The following is a 19081-nucleotide window of genomic DNA, read 5'->3' as shown; positions in this document are numbered from 1 at the left end:
ATAAATGAGGCAGTACTTTTGTACAGCCTCATTACAGATATCATTATTAACAAATTTTAAGAAAATCCTATTTTGATTTAATATAGTTGACCCCATCAGCCTTAGGAGCAACAGCTTTACCAAAGAAAGCTGCCAGAACCAAGATGGTCATGACATAAGGTGCGATTTCCAAATAAACCGATGGCACATGCGTCAAACCTGGAATTTTATGACCAATAATTGCCAAGGATTGGGAAAGTCCAAAGAAGAGACTCGAAAGCATGGCTCCAATTGGATTCCAACAGCCAAAAATCATAGCGGCTAAGGCAATGAAACCGGGGCCTGCAATTGTCGTAACCGAAAAACTATTGGAAATTGCCTGAGAGTACACAGCGCCGCCGATACCACCCAAGAAGCCAGAGAGCATAACACCTGCATAACGCATAAGGTAAACATTGATTCCCAGTGTATCAGCTGCTTGTGGATGCTCACCAACCGAACGCAGGCGTAAACCAAAGCGTGTCTTGAAGATGATAACATAAGCTAAAAAGGAAACAAGAATAGCTACATAGCCAATTAAGGAGGTGTTTTTGAAGAAAATATCACCTAAAATTGGTATATCCTTCAAAAATGGAAATGAAAAGCGACCAAAGGATTGGGAAATAGTGTCTGTTTCTCCCTTACCATAGAGCACACGACAGAGGAAAACAGCCAACGAGGGAGCGATTAAGTTAAGAACTGTACCCGAAACAATGTGATCAGCACGGAAATTAACGGTTGCCACCGCATGGATTAAGGAATAGATGATTCCAATGAGACCCGCAACAAGACAGGCAACCCAAGGAGTAGCCTTTCCAAGAGAGTCAGCGTAAGCTAAATTAAAAACAACACCTGAGAAAGCACCGACAACCATGATACCTTCCAAGCCAACATTGATAACACCGCTGCGCTCAGAGAAGGTTCCGCCAATGCTAGTAAAAATGAGAGGCGTTGAATATTTTAAGGTTGAAGATACCAGTAGAACTAAAACTGCAATAACTCCCATCTTACTTACCTCCTTGTGTTTTTACTTTTTTACGTGGTTTTATATAGCGGCGGATAATATAGTTACTGCCGACAAAGAAAATAATTAAGGCAGAAACCACATCAATAACTTCTGATGGTACATCAATCATACCAGACTTACCAACCGATAAGACACCAAACAAGAGGGCAGCAAAAGGAATTGCAATCGGATTGTTAGAGGCTAATAAGGCAACCGCCATACCGTCCCAACCAATCTGCAGAGAGCTGGTTTGGACATAAACATTCTCAAAAGTTCCTAAACCTTCTACTGTACCTCCTAGACCTGCTAGTGCACCAGAGATGATCATCGACCAAATGATAATTCGTTTTGAAGACACCCCAGCGTATTCAGCTGCATTAGGATTAAGACCTACAGCTGTAATCTCATAACCTGTTCTTGTTTTCTTGAGCAGGAACCAAACGAGGAATACGGCTAATAAAGCAAAGATAAAACCTAAATTAAAGCGGGAATTGTCTGTGATACTGGATAAGAACTGGGTTTGATAGGAAGCTGAGTCGGACACCTTGATACTAGCAGTGGTCGTCCGCATGACATCCTTAGAAATACCATCCAAAATGATAGCCTTGGTAACGTAGAGCACGATATAGTTCATCATGATAGTGACAATAACCTCACTAGTTCCCAAATAAGCCCGCAAGATACCAGGAATAGCCCCAATAATTCCTCCGGCAATCAAGCCGATGAGGACGGTACAGATGATAGAGATAGGCTTGGGCAAATCTGGAAACGAAAGGGCAAACCAAGTGGACATGACCCAGCCGCTGAGAGCTTGGCCTGGTAGACCGATATTAAAGAAACCAGCTTTAGAAGCCACGGCAAAACCAAGGCCGATAAGAATGAGTGGTCCCATGGCACGCAAAATTTCACCAACATTTTTAATTGAACCAAAGGCTGTATAGAATAAATCATTATAGGCCCAATAAGGATCATAGCCAAAAATCAGCATGATGATTGCACCTGCTAACAATCCTAATAGAACAGCGATCAGGGGTACAGCCCAATTTTGCGTTTTCTTAGACATTTGTGCCCTCCTTCGTAAGTTTTCCACCAGCCATCAGGATTCCGAGCTCCTGCTTGTCTGTTTTTTCCGGATCTAAAATATCCTGAATTTTACCATCATGAATAACTGCAATGCGGTCAGATAAATCAAAAATTTCATCCAGTTCAAAACTGACTACTAAGACAGCCTTACCCTTATCACGTTCCGCTACCAAGCGTTTGCGGATATATTCAATCGCACCGACATCCAAACCGCGTGTAGGCTGACTGACAATTAAAAGGTCAGGATCACGATCAACCTCACGAGCGATAACGGCCTTTTGCTGATTTCCTCCTGACAAGGAACCAGCGCTAACTTGCTCACTGGCCGCACGAACATCAAACTCATCCATCAATCGTCTAGCATTTTTGTTGATAAAACCATAGTCAAGAATTCCATGGTGACTGAAAGGTTCCTTATAATAAGTTTGCAGCGCCATGTTTTCAGCTAGGGTCATTTCCAATATCATGCCATCTCGATGGCGATCCTCAGGGATATGACCCACGCTCATTTCAGTAATTTGACGCGGTGATAGGTGAGTAACATCAGTTCCTTTTATTTGGATAGAGCCCGATTTAGGCTTGCGCAGACCGGTAATCGCTTGGATCAGCTCTGTTTGACCATTGCCATCAATACCAGCTATCCCAAGAATTTCACCACCTCGAACATCTAGTGATAAGCCTTTAACTGCTGGTACACCTCTATTCTCATTGACAATCAAATCTTTGATTGCTAGGGTTGTATTTTTAGGATTAGCGGCTATTTTATCAGTCTTGAAAGAAACTGCACGACCCACCATCATCTCTGCTAGTTGCTGGCTACTTGCACCAGCAACAGAAACTGTCTCGATGGATTTACCACGACGGATAACCGTAACACGGTCAGCAACCGCGCGAATTTCATCAAGTTTATGAGTAATCAGAATGATTGACTTCCCTTCCTTGACTAAATTGCGCATAATCTCCAACAATTCTGTAATCTCTGCTGGAGTTAGGACAGCAGTCGGTTCGTCAAAAATCAGAATATCTGCACCGCGATAGAGCGTCTTTAGAATCTCAGCGCGCTGTTGGGCACCGACAGAAATATCTGCAACCTTAGCATCAGGATCAACCGCCAAGCCATATTTTTCTGACAGTTCTATAATCTCCTTGGTAGCTCTCTTTAAATCTAGAAAAGCTCCCTTAGTGACTTCACTCCCAAGAATAATATTTTCAGCAACAGTAAAAGCATCAACCAACATAAAGTGCTGGTGTACCATTCCGATACCCAAGCTAGCAGATTTTGAAGGAGAATCCAATTTAACAGGTTTGCCATTCAACAAAATCTCCCCTTCTGTCGGTTCTAAAAGACCTGCTAGCATATTCATCAATGTCGATTTACCAGCGCCATTTTCACCAAGCAGAGCATGAATTTCACCAGCTTTGACATCTAGATTAATATAATCGTTGGCCACAAAGTCACCAAACTTTTTGGTAATATTATGCATTTCAATGACAATTTCTTGTGCCATAATAGTTCCTTTCAAATATATTTTTACCTCAGTTTTGCCCTTAAAAAGCGACCGCTAAGGTCGCCCTTTTTTAGAGTAATATTAGAATGGCTAAACTTATTTGACACCATCGTCAACTTTTATTTTTCCATCAACGATAGATGTTTTAGCATCTTCAACAGCCTTCTTGATATTTTCTGGAAGATTGGTTGTTACAATATCAACACCCTTATCTTTCAGTCCATAAGTTGTTGTCTTAGCTTCAAACTTCTTACCATCAAATTGATCATTGGCAATGTCTTTAACGACTGTCCCTACTTCTTTAATTGTTGAAGTCAAAACAAAGTTAGATTTTTTACCATCTGCTGCTGTGTAGTTACCTTCTTCAGATTGGTCACGGTCAACACCAATTGCCCAAACCTTATCTTCACTGTCAGAATCCAAACCTTCGTTGATTTCCTTAGCTTGTGAGAAAACACCCTTACCTGAACCACCTGCTGCATGGTAGATAACATCAACACCGTCAGAATACATTGATGAAGCAATGGTTTGTCCCTTAGCAGAATCATTGTAAGAACCAACATATTGTGAATCTACCTTGATATTTTTATCTACAGAGGCAACACCTGCTTTGAAGCCTGTTTCAAAACGTGTAATAGTATCTGATTCGACACCACCAACGAATCCGACTTTACCGGTTTTAGACTGCATAGCTGCCGCAATACCAGCTAGATAAGCACCTTCATTGTCAGCAAAGAGTACGCTAGCGACATTATCATGATCTTTGATTACATCATCAATGATAACATAGTTTGTTTTTGAATTAGCTTCCGCTGCCTCGCTAACCGCATCGTGAAGATTATAACCAATACCAAAAATGAGATTGTAACCCTTACTTTGAGCTGAATCAAGGTTATTAGCATACTGAGACTCGTCATCCGATTGGAAATAGGTAAAATCCTTATCCTTAGTCAGCTTGTTTTCCTTACCCCAAGCTTGAAGGCCTTCCCAAGCAGACTGGTTAAAGGACTTATCATCAACGCCACCAGTATCAGTTATGATAGCAGCTTTGACAGAACTATCGGATGAAGACTGCGACGAACGGCTACAAGCGCCCAGCGCAAGAACGGCCACAGCAGCCAATCCGAGACCAATAATTTTCTTGTTCATCTTCATGAATGAACTCCTCCTCTAAAAGTTGCAACTAGATTGCAAAATATATCTTAAACCCGAAGGTCTAATCCAAAATTGAGAGAGCCTTATTTCAGGCCCTTAAATGAGTATGGTAACAACTCACCGACTGTCATCTCGACTGTCGAACCATCCCAAGCACCCAAAATAACCGGACTAGCTAAATCAAAGAACTCAGCCATAACCTGACGACAAGAACCACAGGGTGAAATCGGCTCCTCGGTATCACCATAAATAGCAAGTTTATCAAAGTCACGATAACCTTCTGAAACAGCTTTGAAAATCGCTGTACGTTCGGCACAATTAGTCAGACCGAAGCTAGCATTTTCGATATTGCAGCCCTGAAAAACTTCCCCCGATTTGGTTAGGAGCGCTGCCCCAACAGCAAAATGCGAATAAGGGGCATAGGCAGACCGGCTAGCTTCCTTGGCTAATTGAACTAAATTAATAGTCTCCACTAGCTGTTTCTCCATTCATAATAGCCAAACCAGATGAGGTTCCAATACGAGTCGCTCCGGCTTCAATAAAGGCTTGGGCAGCCTCACGTGTTCTGGCACCCCCGGCAGCCTTGACACCGACCTTATCACCTACTGTTTGGCGCATTAGCTTGACATCATGGAGATTGGCGCCACCTGTAGAAAATCCGGTTGAAGTCTTGACAAAATCAGCTCCAGCTTTTACAGCAAGTTGGCAGGCTTTGACCTTTTCATCATCCGTCAATAGGCAAGTTTCGATAATGACTTTAACTAATTTATCGCCACTAGCTTCAACAACTGCACGGATATCCGATTCCACTGCGTCAAAGTTGCCAGATTTTAATTGGCCAATATTGATAACCATATCGAGTTCGTCAGCACCATTAGCAATAGCATCCTTGGTTTCAAAAGCTTTAACGACCGAAGTGGTTGCTCCCAGAGGAAAACCGATAACTGTACAAACCTTGACATTAGAATCTTTCAGAGCCTGAGCAGCTTGAGATACCCAGATTGGATTGAGACAGACGCTGGCGAAATCATACTCTTTCGCCTCAGCAATCAGTTTATCAATTTGTTCCTGACTGGCTTCAGGTTTTAACAGCGTATGATCAATATATTTATTGAGCAACATATTCTCTCCTAATCTATAACTTTGAGCACTTCCTTGGGGCTTACTCTATCGTAATTTATTGTAACATTTTTTACAAATTCTGTAAGCCCTTTTTGAGAGATTTCCCGATTTGAATAAATTCTTGCGACTAAAGCACCAGCTGAGATGGTATCACCTACTTTTTTCTCAAAGACAATACCAGCATCATAATCTAGTTGATCTGTTTTCACCGCACGACCTGCTCCAATTTCCATGGCGAAATGACCGAAATAAAGCGCTGGCAACTGATTGATAAAACCAGACTGCTCTGCCTTAATTTCATAGCAGTACCGAGTATCCACCGGCCGATAAATATCAGCAACTTCCCCGCCTTGAGCTGCTACAAGCTCCTCAAATTTATGCAGAGCCTTTCCGCCGACTAGGTGCTCTTTGATTTCAGCTAAATCTACCTCTTTACCACCCAGCCGTAGCATAATTTGAGCTAATTCACAGATGAACTGGGTAATATCTAAGCGTCCCTGCCCCTGCATGATAGTAACAGCTTCTAAAACTTCAAGTCGATTACCGATAGCTTGTCCCAAAGGCTGACTCATATCCGTAATAACTGCGACTGTTTGACGATCAACTTCCTTCCCAAGGTCAACCATAATCCGAGATAACTTCTCAGCATCCTCTATAGTTTTCATGAAGGCACCATCGCCAACAGTAACATCCAGCAAGATTGCATCGGAACCCGCCGCAATCTTCTTGGACATGACCGAGCTAGCAATCAAGGGCAGGGTGTCAACGGTAGCTGTGACATCACGCAGGGCATAGAGCATTTTATCAGCCTTGACCAAGTGCTCGGATTGGCCGATGACAGCAATCCCTTTATCCTGAACTTGCTTGATGAAATTAGCCTTATCTAGCTCAATTTGATAGCCCTTGATCGATTCTAATTTATCCAGTGTACCACCGGTATGACCGAGTCCTCTACCACTCATTTTGGCTACGGGAACACCAAAACTGGTTACTAAAGGAGCTAGAATCAAAGTGATCTTATCACCAACACCACCGGTTGAGTGCTTATCAACCTTAATACCAGCTATTGGAGAAAGATCCAGCTGATCTCCCGAACGAACCATGGCCATGGTCAAATCGCGTATCTCTCGCATAGTCATATTTTGAAAATAAACCGCCATGGCAAAGGCTGACATTTGGTAATCCGGTATATCTCCAGCGGCATAAGCAGCTATCAACCATTGGATTTCCTCAGTTGACAGCTCAAGGCCATCGCGTTTTTTCTGAATTAAATCAACCGCTCTCATCGTTTCTCACTCCTCAGGATATAGTAACCCTTATCCTTCTTTAAAACCTCGACATTGCCAAAAACTTCTTTCATTTTGGCCTTAGCACTCGGTGCTCCCTGCTTTTTCTGGATGACAATAGTCAAGCTACCACCCAGATTGAGATGGTCATAGCTCCCAGCCAAAATCTCATGAACAACTTGTTTACCAGCTCGAATTGGAGGATTGCTAATAATATAATCGAAATTTCCCTCAACTTTTTGATAGGCATGGGATTGAAAAATATCCACTCGAACACCATTGCGCTGTGCATTTTTCTGAGCTAAGTCTAGAGCTCGGCCATTGACATCAAGCATGGTGACACGGACACCCTGACACTTAGCTAAACTAATCCCTAAAGGACCATAGCCACAGCCGACATCTAATAAAGTTTTACCGGCTTCACAAGCCAGAGCTGTCAAGAGCAGCTGACTACCAAAATCAATCATTTTTTTTGAAAAAACACCAGCATCGGTATAAAAATAGAAATCTTCTCCAAATAAATTGACCTTTAAATCATGGATATCGTGCGCTGCATCAGGATTTTCAGCGTAATACATTTTTGCCATATTGTGCTACTTTCTCTCATTTTACGATGCCTCCATTTTATCATATTTTGTGCTACAATAGAGGTATGTCTCATGAATTTATCAATTTTGAAGAAATCAGTCGCCAGACTTGGCAAGGTTTGCATCAATCTAAGCAACCACCCCTGACTCAGGCAGAGTTAGACTCTATCAAAAGTCTCAATGATAAAATCGATATCCAAGATGTTATCGATGTCTACCTGCCCCTAATCAGTCTTATTCAGATTTATAAAAATGCCCAAGAGAATCTCAGCTTTGCTAAGGGAATCTTCTTGCAGAAACAACCCAAGCAATATCCTTTTATCATAGGCATTTCAGGATCAGTTGCCGTCGGAAAATCAACAACCAGTCGGCTCTTACAGTTGCTCTTATCCAGAACTTTCAAGAACAGTCAAGTTGAAATGGTCACTACTGATGGTTTTCTCTATCCCAACCAAATCTTATCGGATAGGGGAATCTTGGATAAAAAAGGCTTCCCTGAGAGTTATAATATGGAATTGCTTATCAATTTCTTGGATGGCATGAAAAATGGACAGGAAATGACTATCCCTGTCTATTCCCATGAGATCTATGACATCGTTACTGATCAAGAACAAACCATTGCGGCGCCCGACTTCCTTATCGTTGAGGGGATCAATGTTTTCCAAAACCAACAAAATCATCGTCTTTATATGAACGATTACTATGACTTCTCCATCTATATTGATGCTGATGTTACCCACATTGAAACTTGGTATCTGGAACGCTTTCAGACTCTGCTTACCTTGGCCGAAAAAGATAGCAAGAACTACTATCACGCACTGTCCAAAATGAACTTGGACGAGGCCTTGCTCATTTCTAAAAACATCTGGAAAACAGTTAATTTGGTTAATTTGGAAAACTATATCGAGCCTACGCGAAACCGGGCAGAGCTGATTCTACATAAATCACAAAACCATAAGATTGATAAAATTTACTTGAAAAAGTGATTAAGACTTGTCAAACCTAGGTAATTCCTATATAATAGAATGGTTAGTAAAAATGGAGGTGAAAACTTTGGCAAATATTAAATCTGCGATTAAACGCGCTGAAAAAAACGTTAAGCAAAACAAAAGCAATACAGCTCAAAAATCAGCTTTGCGTACTGCTATCAAAGCATTTGAAGCAAACCCATCTGAAGAACTCTTCCGCGCCGCTTCTTCAAGCATCGACAAAGCTGTTTCTAAAGGTTTGATTCACAAAAACAAAGCAAGCCGCGATAAATCTCGTCTTGCAGCTAAACTTGGCTAATATAAAATTCACCTCCTTTGGAGGTTTTTTTATTGTTTTTTAGCTAGACTACTTCAAAGTTAACACGAAATAAAAACCGCTAATCTTAAAGATTAACGGTTTTTATGCTTAATTACTTGTTACAGCCTAAATTCTTATCTCTTATCCTTGGTCTTCTTTACGTTTCAAACCTAATAAGCTGAAGCCAGCAACTAGGCTGATAAGACCGAGCCAAGGTAGATAAGCGTGCTCTGTCATACCAGTAGCTGGCAGACTAGTGCCTGGAAGGGCAGCTGGTTGATAGGCTGCTGCTTTAGGATCATCTTGCTTTACTGTGCTTGCGTCTTTTGGTGTTTCTGAATCTGGATGACTTGGCTTAGAGGGTTCAGGTGTATTTGTTCTAACCATATTTGAACCATAAGCGACACCATTGACCGTATTAACATAGGTATTTTCAAAGCTACCTATTGCGATACGTTTCATTTGAAGGTAGACTTCTGCTTGGAAGGTCGAATCAACGGAAACGGAACGCAGGAAGTCTTCTTTGAAACTAATGGTAATTGAACCATTAGCAGTATCTACCACTGATTCTGTGTATTGTGTCAGATCTGTCCCAGCCTTAATCACTGTACCGTCTTTCAGGGTAATATCGGCTTTAGCAAAAGCTTTATATTGTCCAGTATATTGATCACCCGTCTGATCGTAATCATCATAGAAACTGTACTCAAAGAGCTCATCCGAATGATTGGCTGGAATAATACCGCCAATCAGACGATAGTTAAAGATCTGATTAAATGCAATCGTCTGACCGTCATAATTGGTCGTATCAGCTGGATCTAGCGTAATGGTCACATCTTTCTCAGGTGTGATCTTAGGCACATTATTGACGACAATATTGGACTCATAACCATTACCGAAGTCAATTTGATAGGCCTTGTTTTCATAACTTCCACCAGTGAGACCCATTTCAGCTTTGACAACCATCGGTGTGACAATAGTCAGATTAATACCCGTCACTACATAAGCATCATAAAAGGCTTGAGGATCATCTGCGGTAAAGATTTGGAAGGCTCCTTTAGGTGCGATACCAGCATTTTTCAAGGCGGTTTGCACAGATGCAGGTGCAGTCTCCAAGCTAGTATAATCAGCGACACTTAATCCAGTCACATCATTTCCATTGCTATCAGTAACCTTCACCAGATCTGAGCGCAAATCGAGAGCTTCTTCTGGATAATCATCAATGTAGAAAAATCCTTTTTGGATATTGTCTTTAGAAGATTTATCTCCCTTGTACTGATCCAAATCCCAAGTCAATTCATAGAAATTGGTCGAGCCGGCAAGAACTGTCTTACCATCAATCACCACGCCGTTTTCGTTTTTATTAACCTTATGCGGCTTGATGTAGTTGTTGCTTGGATTGTCTGGGTCATTTGGCTTACCAGGGGTGGTGACGCGGACAATGTTAGACTTGATACCGTAAGCGTCATTGACTGTGAGGGTAAAGTTATTGAGATAGGTTGCTCCGTCATTTAGAACCTGACCAACGATTGTCGGATAGATAGTGGCTACAGCTGCTGTCAAATCAGCATTGAACTGAGCCAACGTCTCCGCAGTGGCCTTAAAGGTTACCGTATTGCTGCTGCTATCAAAGCTGACATCAAAGCCTGGACTGGCAGCTTGAGTAGCTTCAAGATTAAACTGATAGCCACTTGGCAGAGGATCTACCAAAACAAATGAAGTCGTTTCATCACGGCCAGCTGGAAGGTCAGCTGTTTTAAGCTGGAATTTCACTACAGATTGTTTAGCCACTAATGTTTGGTCAATGTCCACATCATTGCTGTTCTTAATTTCTTTATTGACCTGTGGCTGAATAGCCAGTTTATAGTAATGGAAACGAACCGTTGGCACGGCTGGTGGGGTTGGTAAGTTTTGGTAAACTGGATTAGTTGGAGGCGTCGGAAGGGTTTCATAAGTTGGTTCTTCCGGTGTAGTAGGTTCCTCCTTAGGGGTGACTGGAGTCGGAGGCGTTGGCTCTTCCTCATAGGTTGGCTCTACTGGCGCCGGCTCTAAAGGTTGTTCGACTTCATAGTTTGGCTCTGTTGGTTTGCTTGGTTCTGGTTGATCCGGTGTCTTAACAGGAGGTGTTGGCTCTTCCTCATAAGTTGGTTCGACCGGAGCTGGCTCTAAGGGCTGCTCGACCTCATAGTTGGGTTCTGTCGGTTTGCTTGGTTCCGGTTGATCCGGTGTCTTAACAGGCGGTGTTGGCTCTTCCTCATAAGTTGGCTCCACTGGTGCCGGCTCTAAGGGCTGCTCGACTTCATAAGTCGGTTCCGTTGGAGCTGTTGGCGCTACCGGTGGTTCTGGATTTTCTTTTGTCACCTTGGGTACATTAACTGCACGAATTTTACCATTTAGAGAATACCAAATATTTGGACGTTTCTCGCTATTAACCGCCATAGTAGCATCTTCAGGCAAGACTAGGGTTGCTGAAATAGCTCCTAAAGTAATACTGTTATTTGGACCCGACATGCGGATAGCACCTGCGCCATACCAAGAGTTGGGGGCATCTGAAGAGTCCCAGCCAGATCCCGGCTCGCTAGCTCTGGTATACATGGTCCAGCGGGCACCACCTTGACCCTGTCTAAAATTAAGAGTATCCGTCGCATAGACTTGACCGTCTTTTTCACCAACGGAAGAGCCTGAAATCTTAACAAACTCACCGGTATAATCCTTAGCCATCTCAATGGAGTTGTTTTCACGATTAAGTGAAGCCACAGATATGAGGGCATTGTCAAAATTGATAGGATTGCCATCTTCATCATAGAAGGTGAATTCATTTTTGACAAAAATAGATGTATTCTTTTCTCCAGTACCTGTAAAGGCAGAGGCAAAAACACCTAAGGTTGGATCCGTAAAGATACCCAGCCAAGCCTTATCAGTGTTTTGAAATTTAGAATCAGGATCAAGAGTATATTTGAAGACAACCTTAGAGATCTTCTTACCGTTATAGTAAGATTTTTCAAGATTGGTGTAAGTTGCTGTCACGCTCTGACCACGCTCTAAGAGAACTGAAGCCCACTTAATCTCCGTGCTGTTACCAATATTGGTCGTCCAACCAGCCTTATCACCAATATTTCCGTAAAGCTCCATTGATGAAGCAACATCATCAGCTTGCAGTAGATAAGTGACATTCAGGTTATCAAGTTGGATATTCTTTTTGGAATATTGATCAGTATCATGACTAAATGCTTCATCTACAGCTGATGCTTTAAGGAAACTTCCATCGGTTGTCAAAGTTAGCTGCGCATTTGGTTCCGAATCGTAAACCAAGCTTTGGGCAGATGGTTCCGTCAAGTTACCATCTTCATTCTTATGCTTTTCAAGTTCTGCAAGGGCCGCGGCAATAGCGGCCTGTTCATCTTGGTACTCTTGTAGTTTTCTTGGATAATCTGCTAGATCTTGCTGGTATTTAGCTAAGTCTTGTTGATATTGGGCAAGCTTTGCCTCATAATCTGCCTTGGCTGCAGCATTGCGCTGCTTAAGCGCTTCATTTTCGGCACTAATAGCCGCATTCTTGGCCGTATTCTCGGCCACTGCTGCCTCATAGGCCGCCTTAGCTGCGACATTGGCTGCCTGAACTCGGGCTAATTCTGCATCATAAGCAGCTTTCTTGGCTTGATAGTCCGCTTCGTTGTCCGCATTAGCTTTTTGAACGGCAGCCAGGTCTTCCTCGTATTTCTTAACAGCTGCCTCATAATCTGCCTTGGCTGCAGCATTGCGCTGCTTAAGCGCTTCATTTTCGGCACTAATAGCCGCATTCTTGGCCGTATTCTCGGCCACTGCTGCCTCATAGGCCGCCTTAGCTGCGGCATTGGCTGCCTGAATTCGGGCTAATTCTGCATCGTAAGCAGCTTTCTTGGCTTGATAGTCCGCTTCGTTGTCCGCATTAGCTTTTTGAACGGCAGCCAGGTCTTCCTCGTATTTCTTAACAGCTGCCTCATAATCTGCCTTGGCTGCAGCATTGCGCTGCTTGATCGCTTCATTTTCGGCACTAATAGCCGCATTCTTGGCCGTATTCTCGGTCACTGCTGCCTCATAGGCCGCCTTAGCTGCGGCATTGGCTGCCTGAATTCGGGCTAATTCGGTCTGATAAGCAGCCAGAGCCGTTTGATAAGCAGCTTGGGCATCGCTATTTGCCTTTTGGATAGCTGCTAAATCTTGTTGATATTGAGCCAGCTTTGCCTCATAATCAGCTTTTTTAGCCGCGTTCTCGGCATTAATACGGTCAACCTCTGCCAAATAAGCAGCCTGTTCTTGCTCATACTGAGCCTTTTTGGCCGCATTTTCAGCATTAATACGGTCAACCTCTGCTTGATTAGTGGCAACATCAGTTTTGTACTGATCCGTTATTTCTTTAATGGCTTCTGCCTGACTGGCATAATCAGCTTTGATCTCTGTCTCTTTTTGAGCGGCTTCTTCAGCAGTGGCTACCGTTCCTTTGTCAACAGTTTCATCATGCTCAACCTTGACACCTGCATTCTCAGCTTCCTGAACTGCTTGATCCAGCTCACTTGAAGGCACAGTTATAGATAATTCTCCCTTTTTTTGACCTGCCTGTTCCTGACTTTCAGTTGCTTCTACACTGGCATTACCTTGCGCTTCTGGTAGATTGGTTGCAGGATTCCCTGTTTGCGTTCCATAAACGGCTGTGTCCACAGAACTTGTCGTCGTTTCATCTGCTAAAGCAGTTTGACCGGCTACGGAAATAAAAGCAACTGCTCCCAACAGTGCCCCACATAACCTTTTACTTGCCTTACTTTTACGAAACCCATAAATTTGCTTCACTTGTAATACCTCCCAAGTATGAAAATTCCAGTGCAATTTTCTTGTAAAACATAGAAATATTTTTAAAACAAAATATCAATTTAATTGTAAACTTTTTATCTTAATTTTTCAAGTTATCAGCCCATAAACTGTAAAAAAGTTGGGTTCTTTTTCTAGCTATCGTAAGAGTAAACATCGCTATCAATTCTATTGGATAAATTCTTATGAAAAAACTGAGCCCTTTCAGGACCCAGTTTTATCTAGACTTTCTTATATATTGATTTTGATGTCAAACACAGTTCCGTTAGGCTGATTATCTCTAACAGTAATTGTTCCCTTTAGAGCCTCTACAATCTGCTTGGCTAAAGATAAGCCCAATCCAAAACCTCCAGTTTGACGCGTTCGAGCTTTATCAATCCGATAAAAGCGATCAAAAATTTTAACCTTATCCTCATCGCTAATCCCTGACCCGTTATCAGAAACGATAATTGATAATCTCTTGTCCTTGGTTAATACCTTAATGTCAATAGCACCATCTTGATTCGTATATTTTACAGCATTATCAAATAAAATCGTCATAAGTTGCTTAATCAAGGTTTTGTCAGACCTGATAGACCCATTCGTCTCATTGCTAAAGGTAAAGACCTTACCATTTTCCACGGCAATCATCTCATAGTTTTCAAAGATGGTATCAAAAAAGTCTGAGCCAATCTCTTCGATTTCAGGTTTCAGCTTATCATCCCGTCTTGCTAAGTTCAGCAGATTGGTGGTTAGAATACGCATATTGCGCACTTCCTCCAAGCTCGAGGCAATGGTTTCATAATTATCTAGGATGGTTTCATCTGGCTTGCGAAAAAGGGATTCCAGACGGTTTTGCAAGACTGTCAAAGGTGTCCTTAATTCGTGACTGGCATCTTCTACAAAGTTCTTCTGCTTTTCATAGGCAGCTAAAATCGGTTTGCGCGACCAGTTAGCTAAGTATACACTAGCAAAAATGGATAAAATCCAAAAGACAGCCATCACGGAAATGATAATAATGCGATAGCGGTGATTGACAGCATTTAACTGGTTGACACTAATAGCAATTGTTACATAGGCTACTTTTGGAAAATTCTCATCTTTCACTGCTATCGTTTTATATCGATAATGTTCTTGTTCTTGAAAGTTACCACTCAGACTAATTTTATTAATCTTGTTAAGCAAATTTTTATCCATTTTTAGCTTGCTAAGTCCTGAAAAAACTTCTGAACTATTGAGAATTTTTCCATTGTGATCATAAAGAACTGTTTCGATAGTCCCATTGGCTTCAACATGCGATTTGTTGGCAGCTGAGTTGTTAGTATCATTCATGGGAGCATCTATTGTTCCGCCATTTCCTAAAAAATCATCACCATCTGTAAAAATAGAGATATCTGCAGCATCACGTTCATCAAAAGCTGAATAAAAGCTAGCCTTGTACATATTCATATAGATATAGGAATCGGCATTGTCAGCTGCTTTATTGATACTATCATCCACCGATGAATAGACTCCGATTTGCATGATTTGTAAAATCAAGATAGTCATCACAGCGAAAATGATGGTAAAAATGGATAAGAAATGCGCAAAGGTTGAGAAACCTTCCGAAAATAGGCCTTGTTTTAACTTATTCAGCATCCTTTAGGATATACCCCACACTGCGTAGTGTTTGCAGATTCTTTTCAAAATCTGTACCTTTAAGTTTTTTACGGATTTTAGATACATAGACTTCGACAACAGATACAGTTGTATCGCTGTCAAAGCCCCAAATACGGTCAAAAATTTGGTTTTTGGGTAGGATAACATTTTGATTTTGAAGGAAATAGACCAAGAGATCAAACTCCTTGCCCAAAAGTTCAACAACTTCGCCATCAACTGTCACAGTATTAGTGGAAGTATCACATATCAGATTACCATAGCTGAGGTTACTGCTATTGAGTTTACCTGAGCGTTTGAGCAGGGCCTGAATCCGCATCTTTAGCTCTTCCAAATAGAAAGGCTTGGTCAGATAGTCATCAGCCCCCAATTCAAAACCATGCCCTTTATCATCTAAATCTTCCTTGGCTGTTGTAATAAGTACAGGCGTTATAATCCCTTTTTCCCTTAGATCCTTGAGGACCGCAAAACCATCTCTTTCGGGGAGCATTAAATCTAAAAGAATCAGGTCATAAACACCTGTCTCGGCCTCAAATAGGCCTTCTTCACCGTCAAAGACCTGACTAACTTCTGCAAAATCATCTAAAAAATCATAGATGGAGTTAGACAGGCTGAGGTCATCTTCTACTAATAAAATTTTAATCATATTAACCCTCCTTTTCCTTTTTCTATCTTATCATAATTCCAGTGGCTTGTCGTAGCAACGCTTTACTCAGATACAAAAAAATTTCATTTGCTAATAAATGTTCTAAAAAGTTTTCTGGAAAAGTCCTGATAGGTAAGCATTATCAAGTATTATAAACTAAATCATGAGAAAAAAGAAGCATTCACCTCTAATTTTATAAGAAAAAAGCAAGACAAAAAAGAGCCAGCCAGAATCAAATAGCTAATTTTTTGATTCCGGTTGCTCTTTTTCTACTTATAATCTAACAAAGTTAGCTCACTTCAACTTCTTAGCTGCTAGGTCTATAGCCATTTCTACAGCTGCCTTGTCTTTTTTTATCAAATCAGCACGAGCAGCAATTTCTTTAATTCCCATGGTGATATTGCGGGCAATAGCTTTGTCTTCTAATTGAGGCTCAAAGAAAGCCTTGTATTCGGCCAAACCTTCTGCGGTTTTAAACTCATTAGAAGGATAGATAACAAAGCGGTCGAAACTCATATCACCACCTAAAGTAGTTTTGATCCAATCCCAGTTGTCCTTAGCCCAATTCCAGACAAGCATTTGTGTAAATGGCTGCTTCAGGAAGTAAGCGTACCAAGTAGACAAATCTTGCGGTTTAATAACATCTTTATTTTTCCACTGATTCAAAAGATGGGTGAGAGTTGCTTCATCCTTTGTATAGGAGAGAGCCTGGGCTAATTGACGTTTAAAATTACCATCGTTGCTTGCAACATAAGCAGCAAGAAATTGTTCAACTAGGGCAGGAGTTTCAACATGCTTCATTTCATTAACCAAAACAGCTGAGCGAATAGAGGCTGGAAGGGCTTCAATGTTTTCTGCATGATTGCTGAAAATAGTATGTGCCTGAGCAATAGCGTCTGCATCATCAGCTTTCAACATCAAGCCAATAGCAGACTGACGTACCATTTCATCTTCATCAGCTTCATTCTCACCTTTTTCAAAACCAAGACGGGCAAAGTTTTGTCCTGCCACTTCTTTAATGAGCTCCTTAAAGGCTCTTTCAGTCTCAGTCCCTTCATCAAGGAAGCGCTCCAAGCCAGAAATGATTTGCTCACCTGCTGCTGCAACCATGAAAGAAGATTCATTTGGCAGTCTATCCAAGAGCTCCACCAAATCTGCATAAGAAATTTCTCCGCTTTCAGCTAGCAAACGTCGCTCTTGTAAAATTTGCAATTTAAATATCTTATCCAAATTCGCAAAATCGGACAGGATATCTTGAAACAAATCTCCCTGATAATTGGTGATATAGTGGGCGGTATTATCAGTATTCAAGCGCAGAGCGCCATGATTTTGGGCCACTAAGCCGGAATAATTAGGAATCTCAACCCTTTCTTCTGTTAGCGAGTCAGGAAGACCAGACCAGTTGCTGTTGACAGGAATCTGCCAGAGGCGTCCCTTGTCTTCATGCTCACCGATAAAAAATTGCTTTTGGCTTAATACTAGAGTATCGTCGATAACTTGAGCCGTCACTACAGGATAACCAGGTTGTTCTAACCAAGCATCCATAAAGCTGGTTACATCTTTAGCAGATGTAGATGATAGAGCATTCCAGAGATCTCGACCGACTGTATTGCCATATTGATGTGTCTCAAAGTAGACCTTCAATCCTGCTGCAAAGTCTTTATCGCCTAGCCAACGGCGTAGCATATGCATAAGACGGCTTCCTTTGGCATAGACAATAGCTGGATCAAAAAGGGTATTGATCTCATCGGGATGATTGACGGCAACATGAACTGATTGAACACCATCTGTCGCGTCTCTCTTAAGTGCCAATGGGACACCAGTTGTCTGGAAATTTTCAAAGATATTCCAACTGGGCTCAATAGCATCAACAGAAACGTATTCCATCATATTGGCGAAGGATTCATTCAGCCATAAATCATCCCACCATTTCATGGTAACTAGGTTACCAAACCATTGGTGAGCCAACTCGTGGGCAATAACCAGTGCAACTTGTTGGCGGCTGCTGACTGTTGAATTCTCATCAACAACCAAATATATCTCGCGATAGGTTACTAGACCCCAATTTTCCATCGCTCCTGCTGAGAAATCAGGTAATGCCAAATGGTAAGAATGAGGAATTGGATAAGCAACACCGTAATAATCCTCATAAAAATCGATGACACGTACAGCGATATCCAAGGCAAAATCTAATGATGCTGACTCATGGGCCTTCGTTGCAAAGATACCTACTTCAATACCATTCTTAGTTTGGGCTTTCCTGCCCTGTAAGTCACCAAGAGCAAAGGCTAATAGATAGGAAGACATGCGTGGGGTAGTATCAAAAGTCCAAACGCCTGTTTCTTGACGAAGTTCAAGATTGACTTCAGGCATGTTAGAAAGAACGATTTCACCTTCTTCTTGGTCAAATTTAATAGCCAAGTCAAAGGTTGCCTTAGCCTCTGGTTCATCAATGGAAGGGAAGGCCTCGCGTGCAAAGTGGCTTTCAAATTGCGTAGCAATGATTTCTTTCTTAACTCCGTCAACAGTGTAGTAAGATGGATAAATACCAGTCATATTATCTGTAATATGACCTGAAAATTCCAGTACCAGAGTCATACTACCAGTTTCTGGCAATTCGAGATGTACAGCCTCTTTTTCATCATCAAGACTGAAAGCAACTTCCTGATTATCTAAAAGTACAGATGTTACTAAGAGGTCTTTTTGGTGGAAGGAAACTTGACTATCTAGAGCTTCACCGCTGATAGCAACATTACCTGAAAATGTTTTAGCTGCTCGGTTAATATCCAGAAAAATATTATAATTTTCAGGCACAAATTTTTCGATAAAGTGTTCTACAGAATTCATAAAACTCCTTAATTCCTTTAAAAGTTGTAAACTTTTATTGTATTTTCGCTAAAAGAGAG

The 19081-nt window shown here is 41.6% G+C and carries 14 protein-coding genes; 2 read left to right on the top strand and 12 right to left on the bottom strand.

The window, feature by feature from the left end:
* Positions 1-67: 67 nt before the first annotated feature.
* The 8 genes from ACFOSE_RS08335 to ACFOSE_RS08300 all read right to left on the bottom strand — a co-directional run bounded on the left by ACFOSE_RS08335 (position 68) and on the right by ACFOSE_RS08300 (position 7765).
* Positions 68-1024, bottom strand: a complete 957-nt coding sequence (locus ACFOSE_RS08335) for an ABC transporter permease (protein ID WP_380432381.1) — start codon at positions 1022-1024, stop codon at positions 68-70.
* Between the two features lies 1 nt (position 1025).
* Entirely contained in the window at positions 1026-2087 is a 1062-nt protein-coding gene (locus ACFOSE_RS08330; protein ID WP_380432380.1) for an ABC transporter permease, read from the bottom strand.
* Positions 2080-3615: an ABC transporter ATP-binding protein gene (locus ACFOSE_RS08325; protein ID WP_380432378.1), complete on the bottom strand. Its 1536-nt coding sequence runs from the start codon at positions 3613-3615 to the stop codon at positions 2080-2082. The genes ACFOSE_RS08330 and ACFOSE_RS08325 overlap by 8 nt, the downstream gene beginning before the upstream one ends.
* Before the next feature lie 96 nt (positions 3616-3711).
* Complete coding sequence (locus ACFOSE_RS08320) at positions 3712-4764, bottom strand: BMP family lipoprotein (RefSeq protein WP_380432377.1); 1053 nt, start codon at positions 4762-4764, stop codon at positions 3712-3714.
* Positions 4765-4853: 89 nt separating this feature from the next.
* Positions 4854-5258: a cytidine deaminase gene (locus ACFOSE_RS08315; RefSeq protein ID WP_380432376.1), complete on the bottom strand. Its 405-nt coding sequence runs from the start codon at positions 5256-5258 to the stop codon at positions 4854-4856.
* Entirely contained in the window at positions 5230-5892 is a 663-nt protein-coding gene (gene deoC, locus ACFOSE_RS08310) for a deoxyribose-phosphate aldolase (RefSeq protein ID WP_380432375.1), read from the bottom strand. Before deoC ends, ACFOSE_RS08315 begins: the two co-directional genes overlap by 29 nt.
* 8 nt (positions 5893-5900) lie before the next feature.
* Entirely contained in the window at positions 5901-7178 is a 1278-nt protein-coding gene (locus ACFOSE_RS08305; RefSeq protein WP_380432374.1) for a pyrimidine-nucleoside phosphorylase, read from the bottom strand.
* Positions 7175-7765: a class I SAM-dependent methyltransferase gene (locus ACFOSE_RS08300; protein ID WP_380432372.1), complete on the bottom strand. Its 591-nt coding sequence runs from the start codon at positions 7763-7765 to the stop codon at positions 7175-7177. The genes ACFOSE_RS08305 and ACFOSE_RS08300 overlap by 4 nt, the downstream gene beginning before the upstream one ends.
* A 65-nt stretch (positions 7766-7830) precedes the next feature.
* On the opposite strand from ACFOSE_RS08300, the gene coaA reads away from it, so the two are divergent.
* Both coaA and rpsT read left to right on the top strand, forming a co-directional pair.
* The gene (gene coaA / locus ACFOSE_RS08295) at positions 7831-8751 is read left to right on the top strand and encodes a type I pantothenate kinase (protein ID WP_380432370.1); all 921 of its coding nucleotides are present in this window, start codon (positions 7831-7833) and stop codon (positions 8749-8751) included.
* Positions 8752-8803: 52 nt separating this feature from the next.
* A complete protein-coding gene (gene rpsT, locus ACFOSE_RS08290; RefSeq protein ID WP_380432369.1) occupies positions 8804-9052 on the top strand; it encodes a 30S ribosomal protein S20 in 249 nt (82 codons plus the stop codon).
* A 141-nt stretch (positions 9053-9193) separates the two neighbouring features.
* Here the strand turns inward: rpsT and ACFOSE_RS08285 are convergent, their stop codons facing one another.
* The 4 genes from ACFOSE_RS08285 to ACFOSE_RS08270 all read right to left on the bottom strand — a co-directional run bounded on the left by ACFOSE_RS08285 (position 9194) and on the right by ACFOSE_RS08270 (position 19022).
* Positions 9194-13876: an antigen I/II family LPXTG-anchored adhesin gene (locus tag ACFOSE_RS08285; RefSeq protein WP_380432367.1), complete on the bottom strand. Its 4683-nt coding sequence runs from the start codon at positions 13874-13876 to the stop codon at positions 9194-9196.
* 249 nt (positions 13877-14125) lie between these two features.
* Entirely contained in the window at positions 14126-15511 is a 1386-nt protein-coding gene (locus tag ACFOSE_RS08280; protein ID WP_380432366.1) for a sensor histidine kinase, read from the bottom strand.
* Positions 15501-16175: a response regulator transcription factor gene (locus ACFOSE_RS08275; protein WP_380432365.1), complete on the bottom strand. Its 675-nt coding sequence runs from the start codon at positions 16173-16175 to the stop codon at positions 15501-15503. Before ACFOSE_RS08275 ends, ACFOSE_RS08280 begins: the two co-directional genes overlap by 11 nt.
* 294 nt (positions 16176-16469) lie before the next feature.
* Positions 16470-19022 carry a M1 family metallopeptidase gene (locus tag ACFOSE_RS08270; protein WP_380432363.1) on the bottom strand — a complete coding sequence of 851 codons (2553 nt, stop codon included), beginning with the start codon at positions 19020-19022 and terminating at the stop codon, positions 16470-16472.
* Between the last annotated feature and the right edge of the window lie 59 nt (positions 19023-19081).

The sequence above is a fragment of the Streptococcus dentapri genome (genome assembly GCF_042649885.1).
GTDB lineage: Bacteria > Bacillota > Bacilli > Lactobacillales > Streptococcaceae > Streptococcus > Streptococcus dentapri.
Note: the sequence above shows the minus strand (reverse complement) of the source record. Positions and strands in the feature narration are given on the sequence as shown.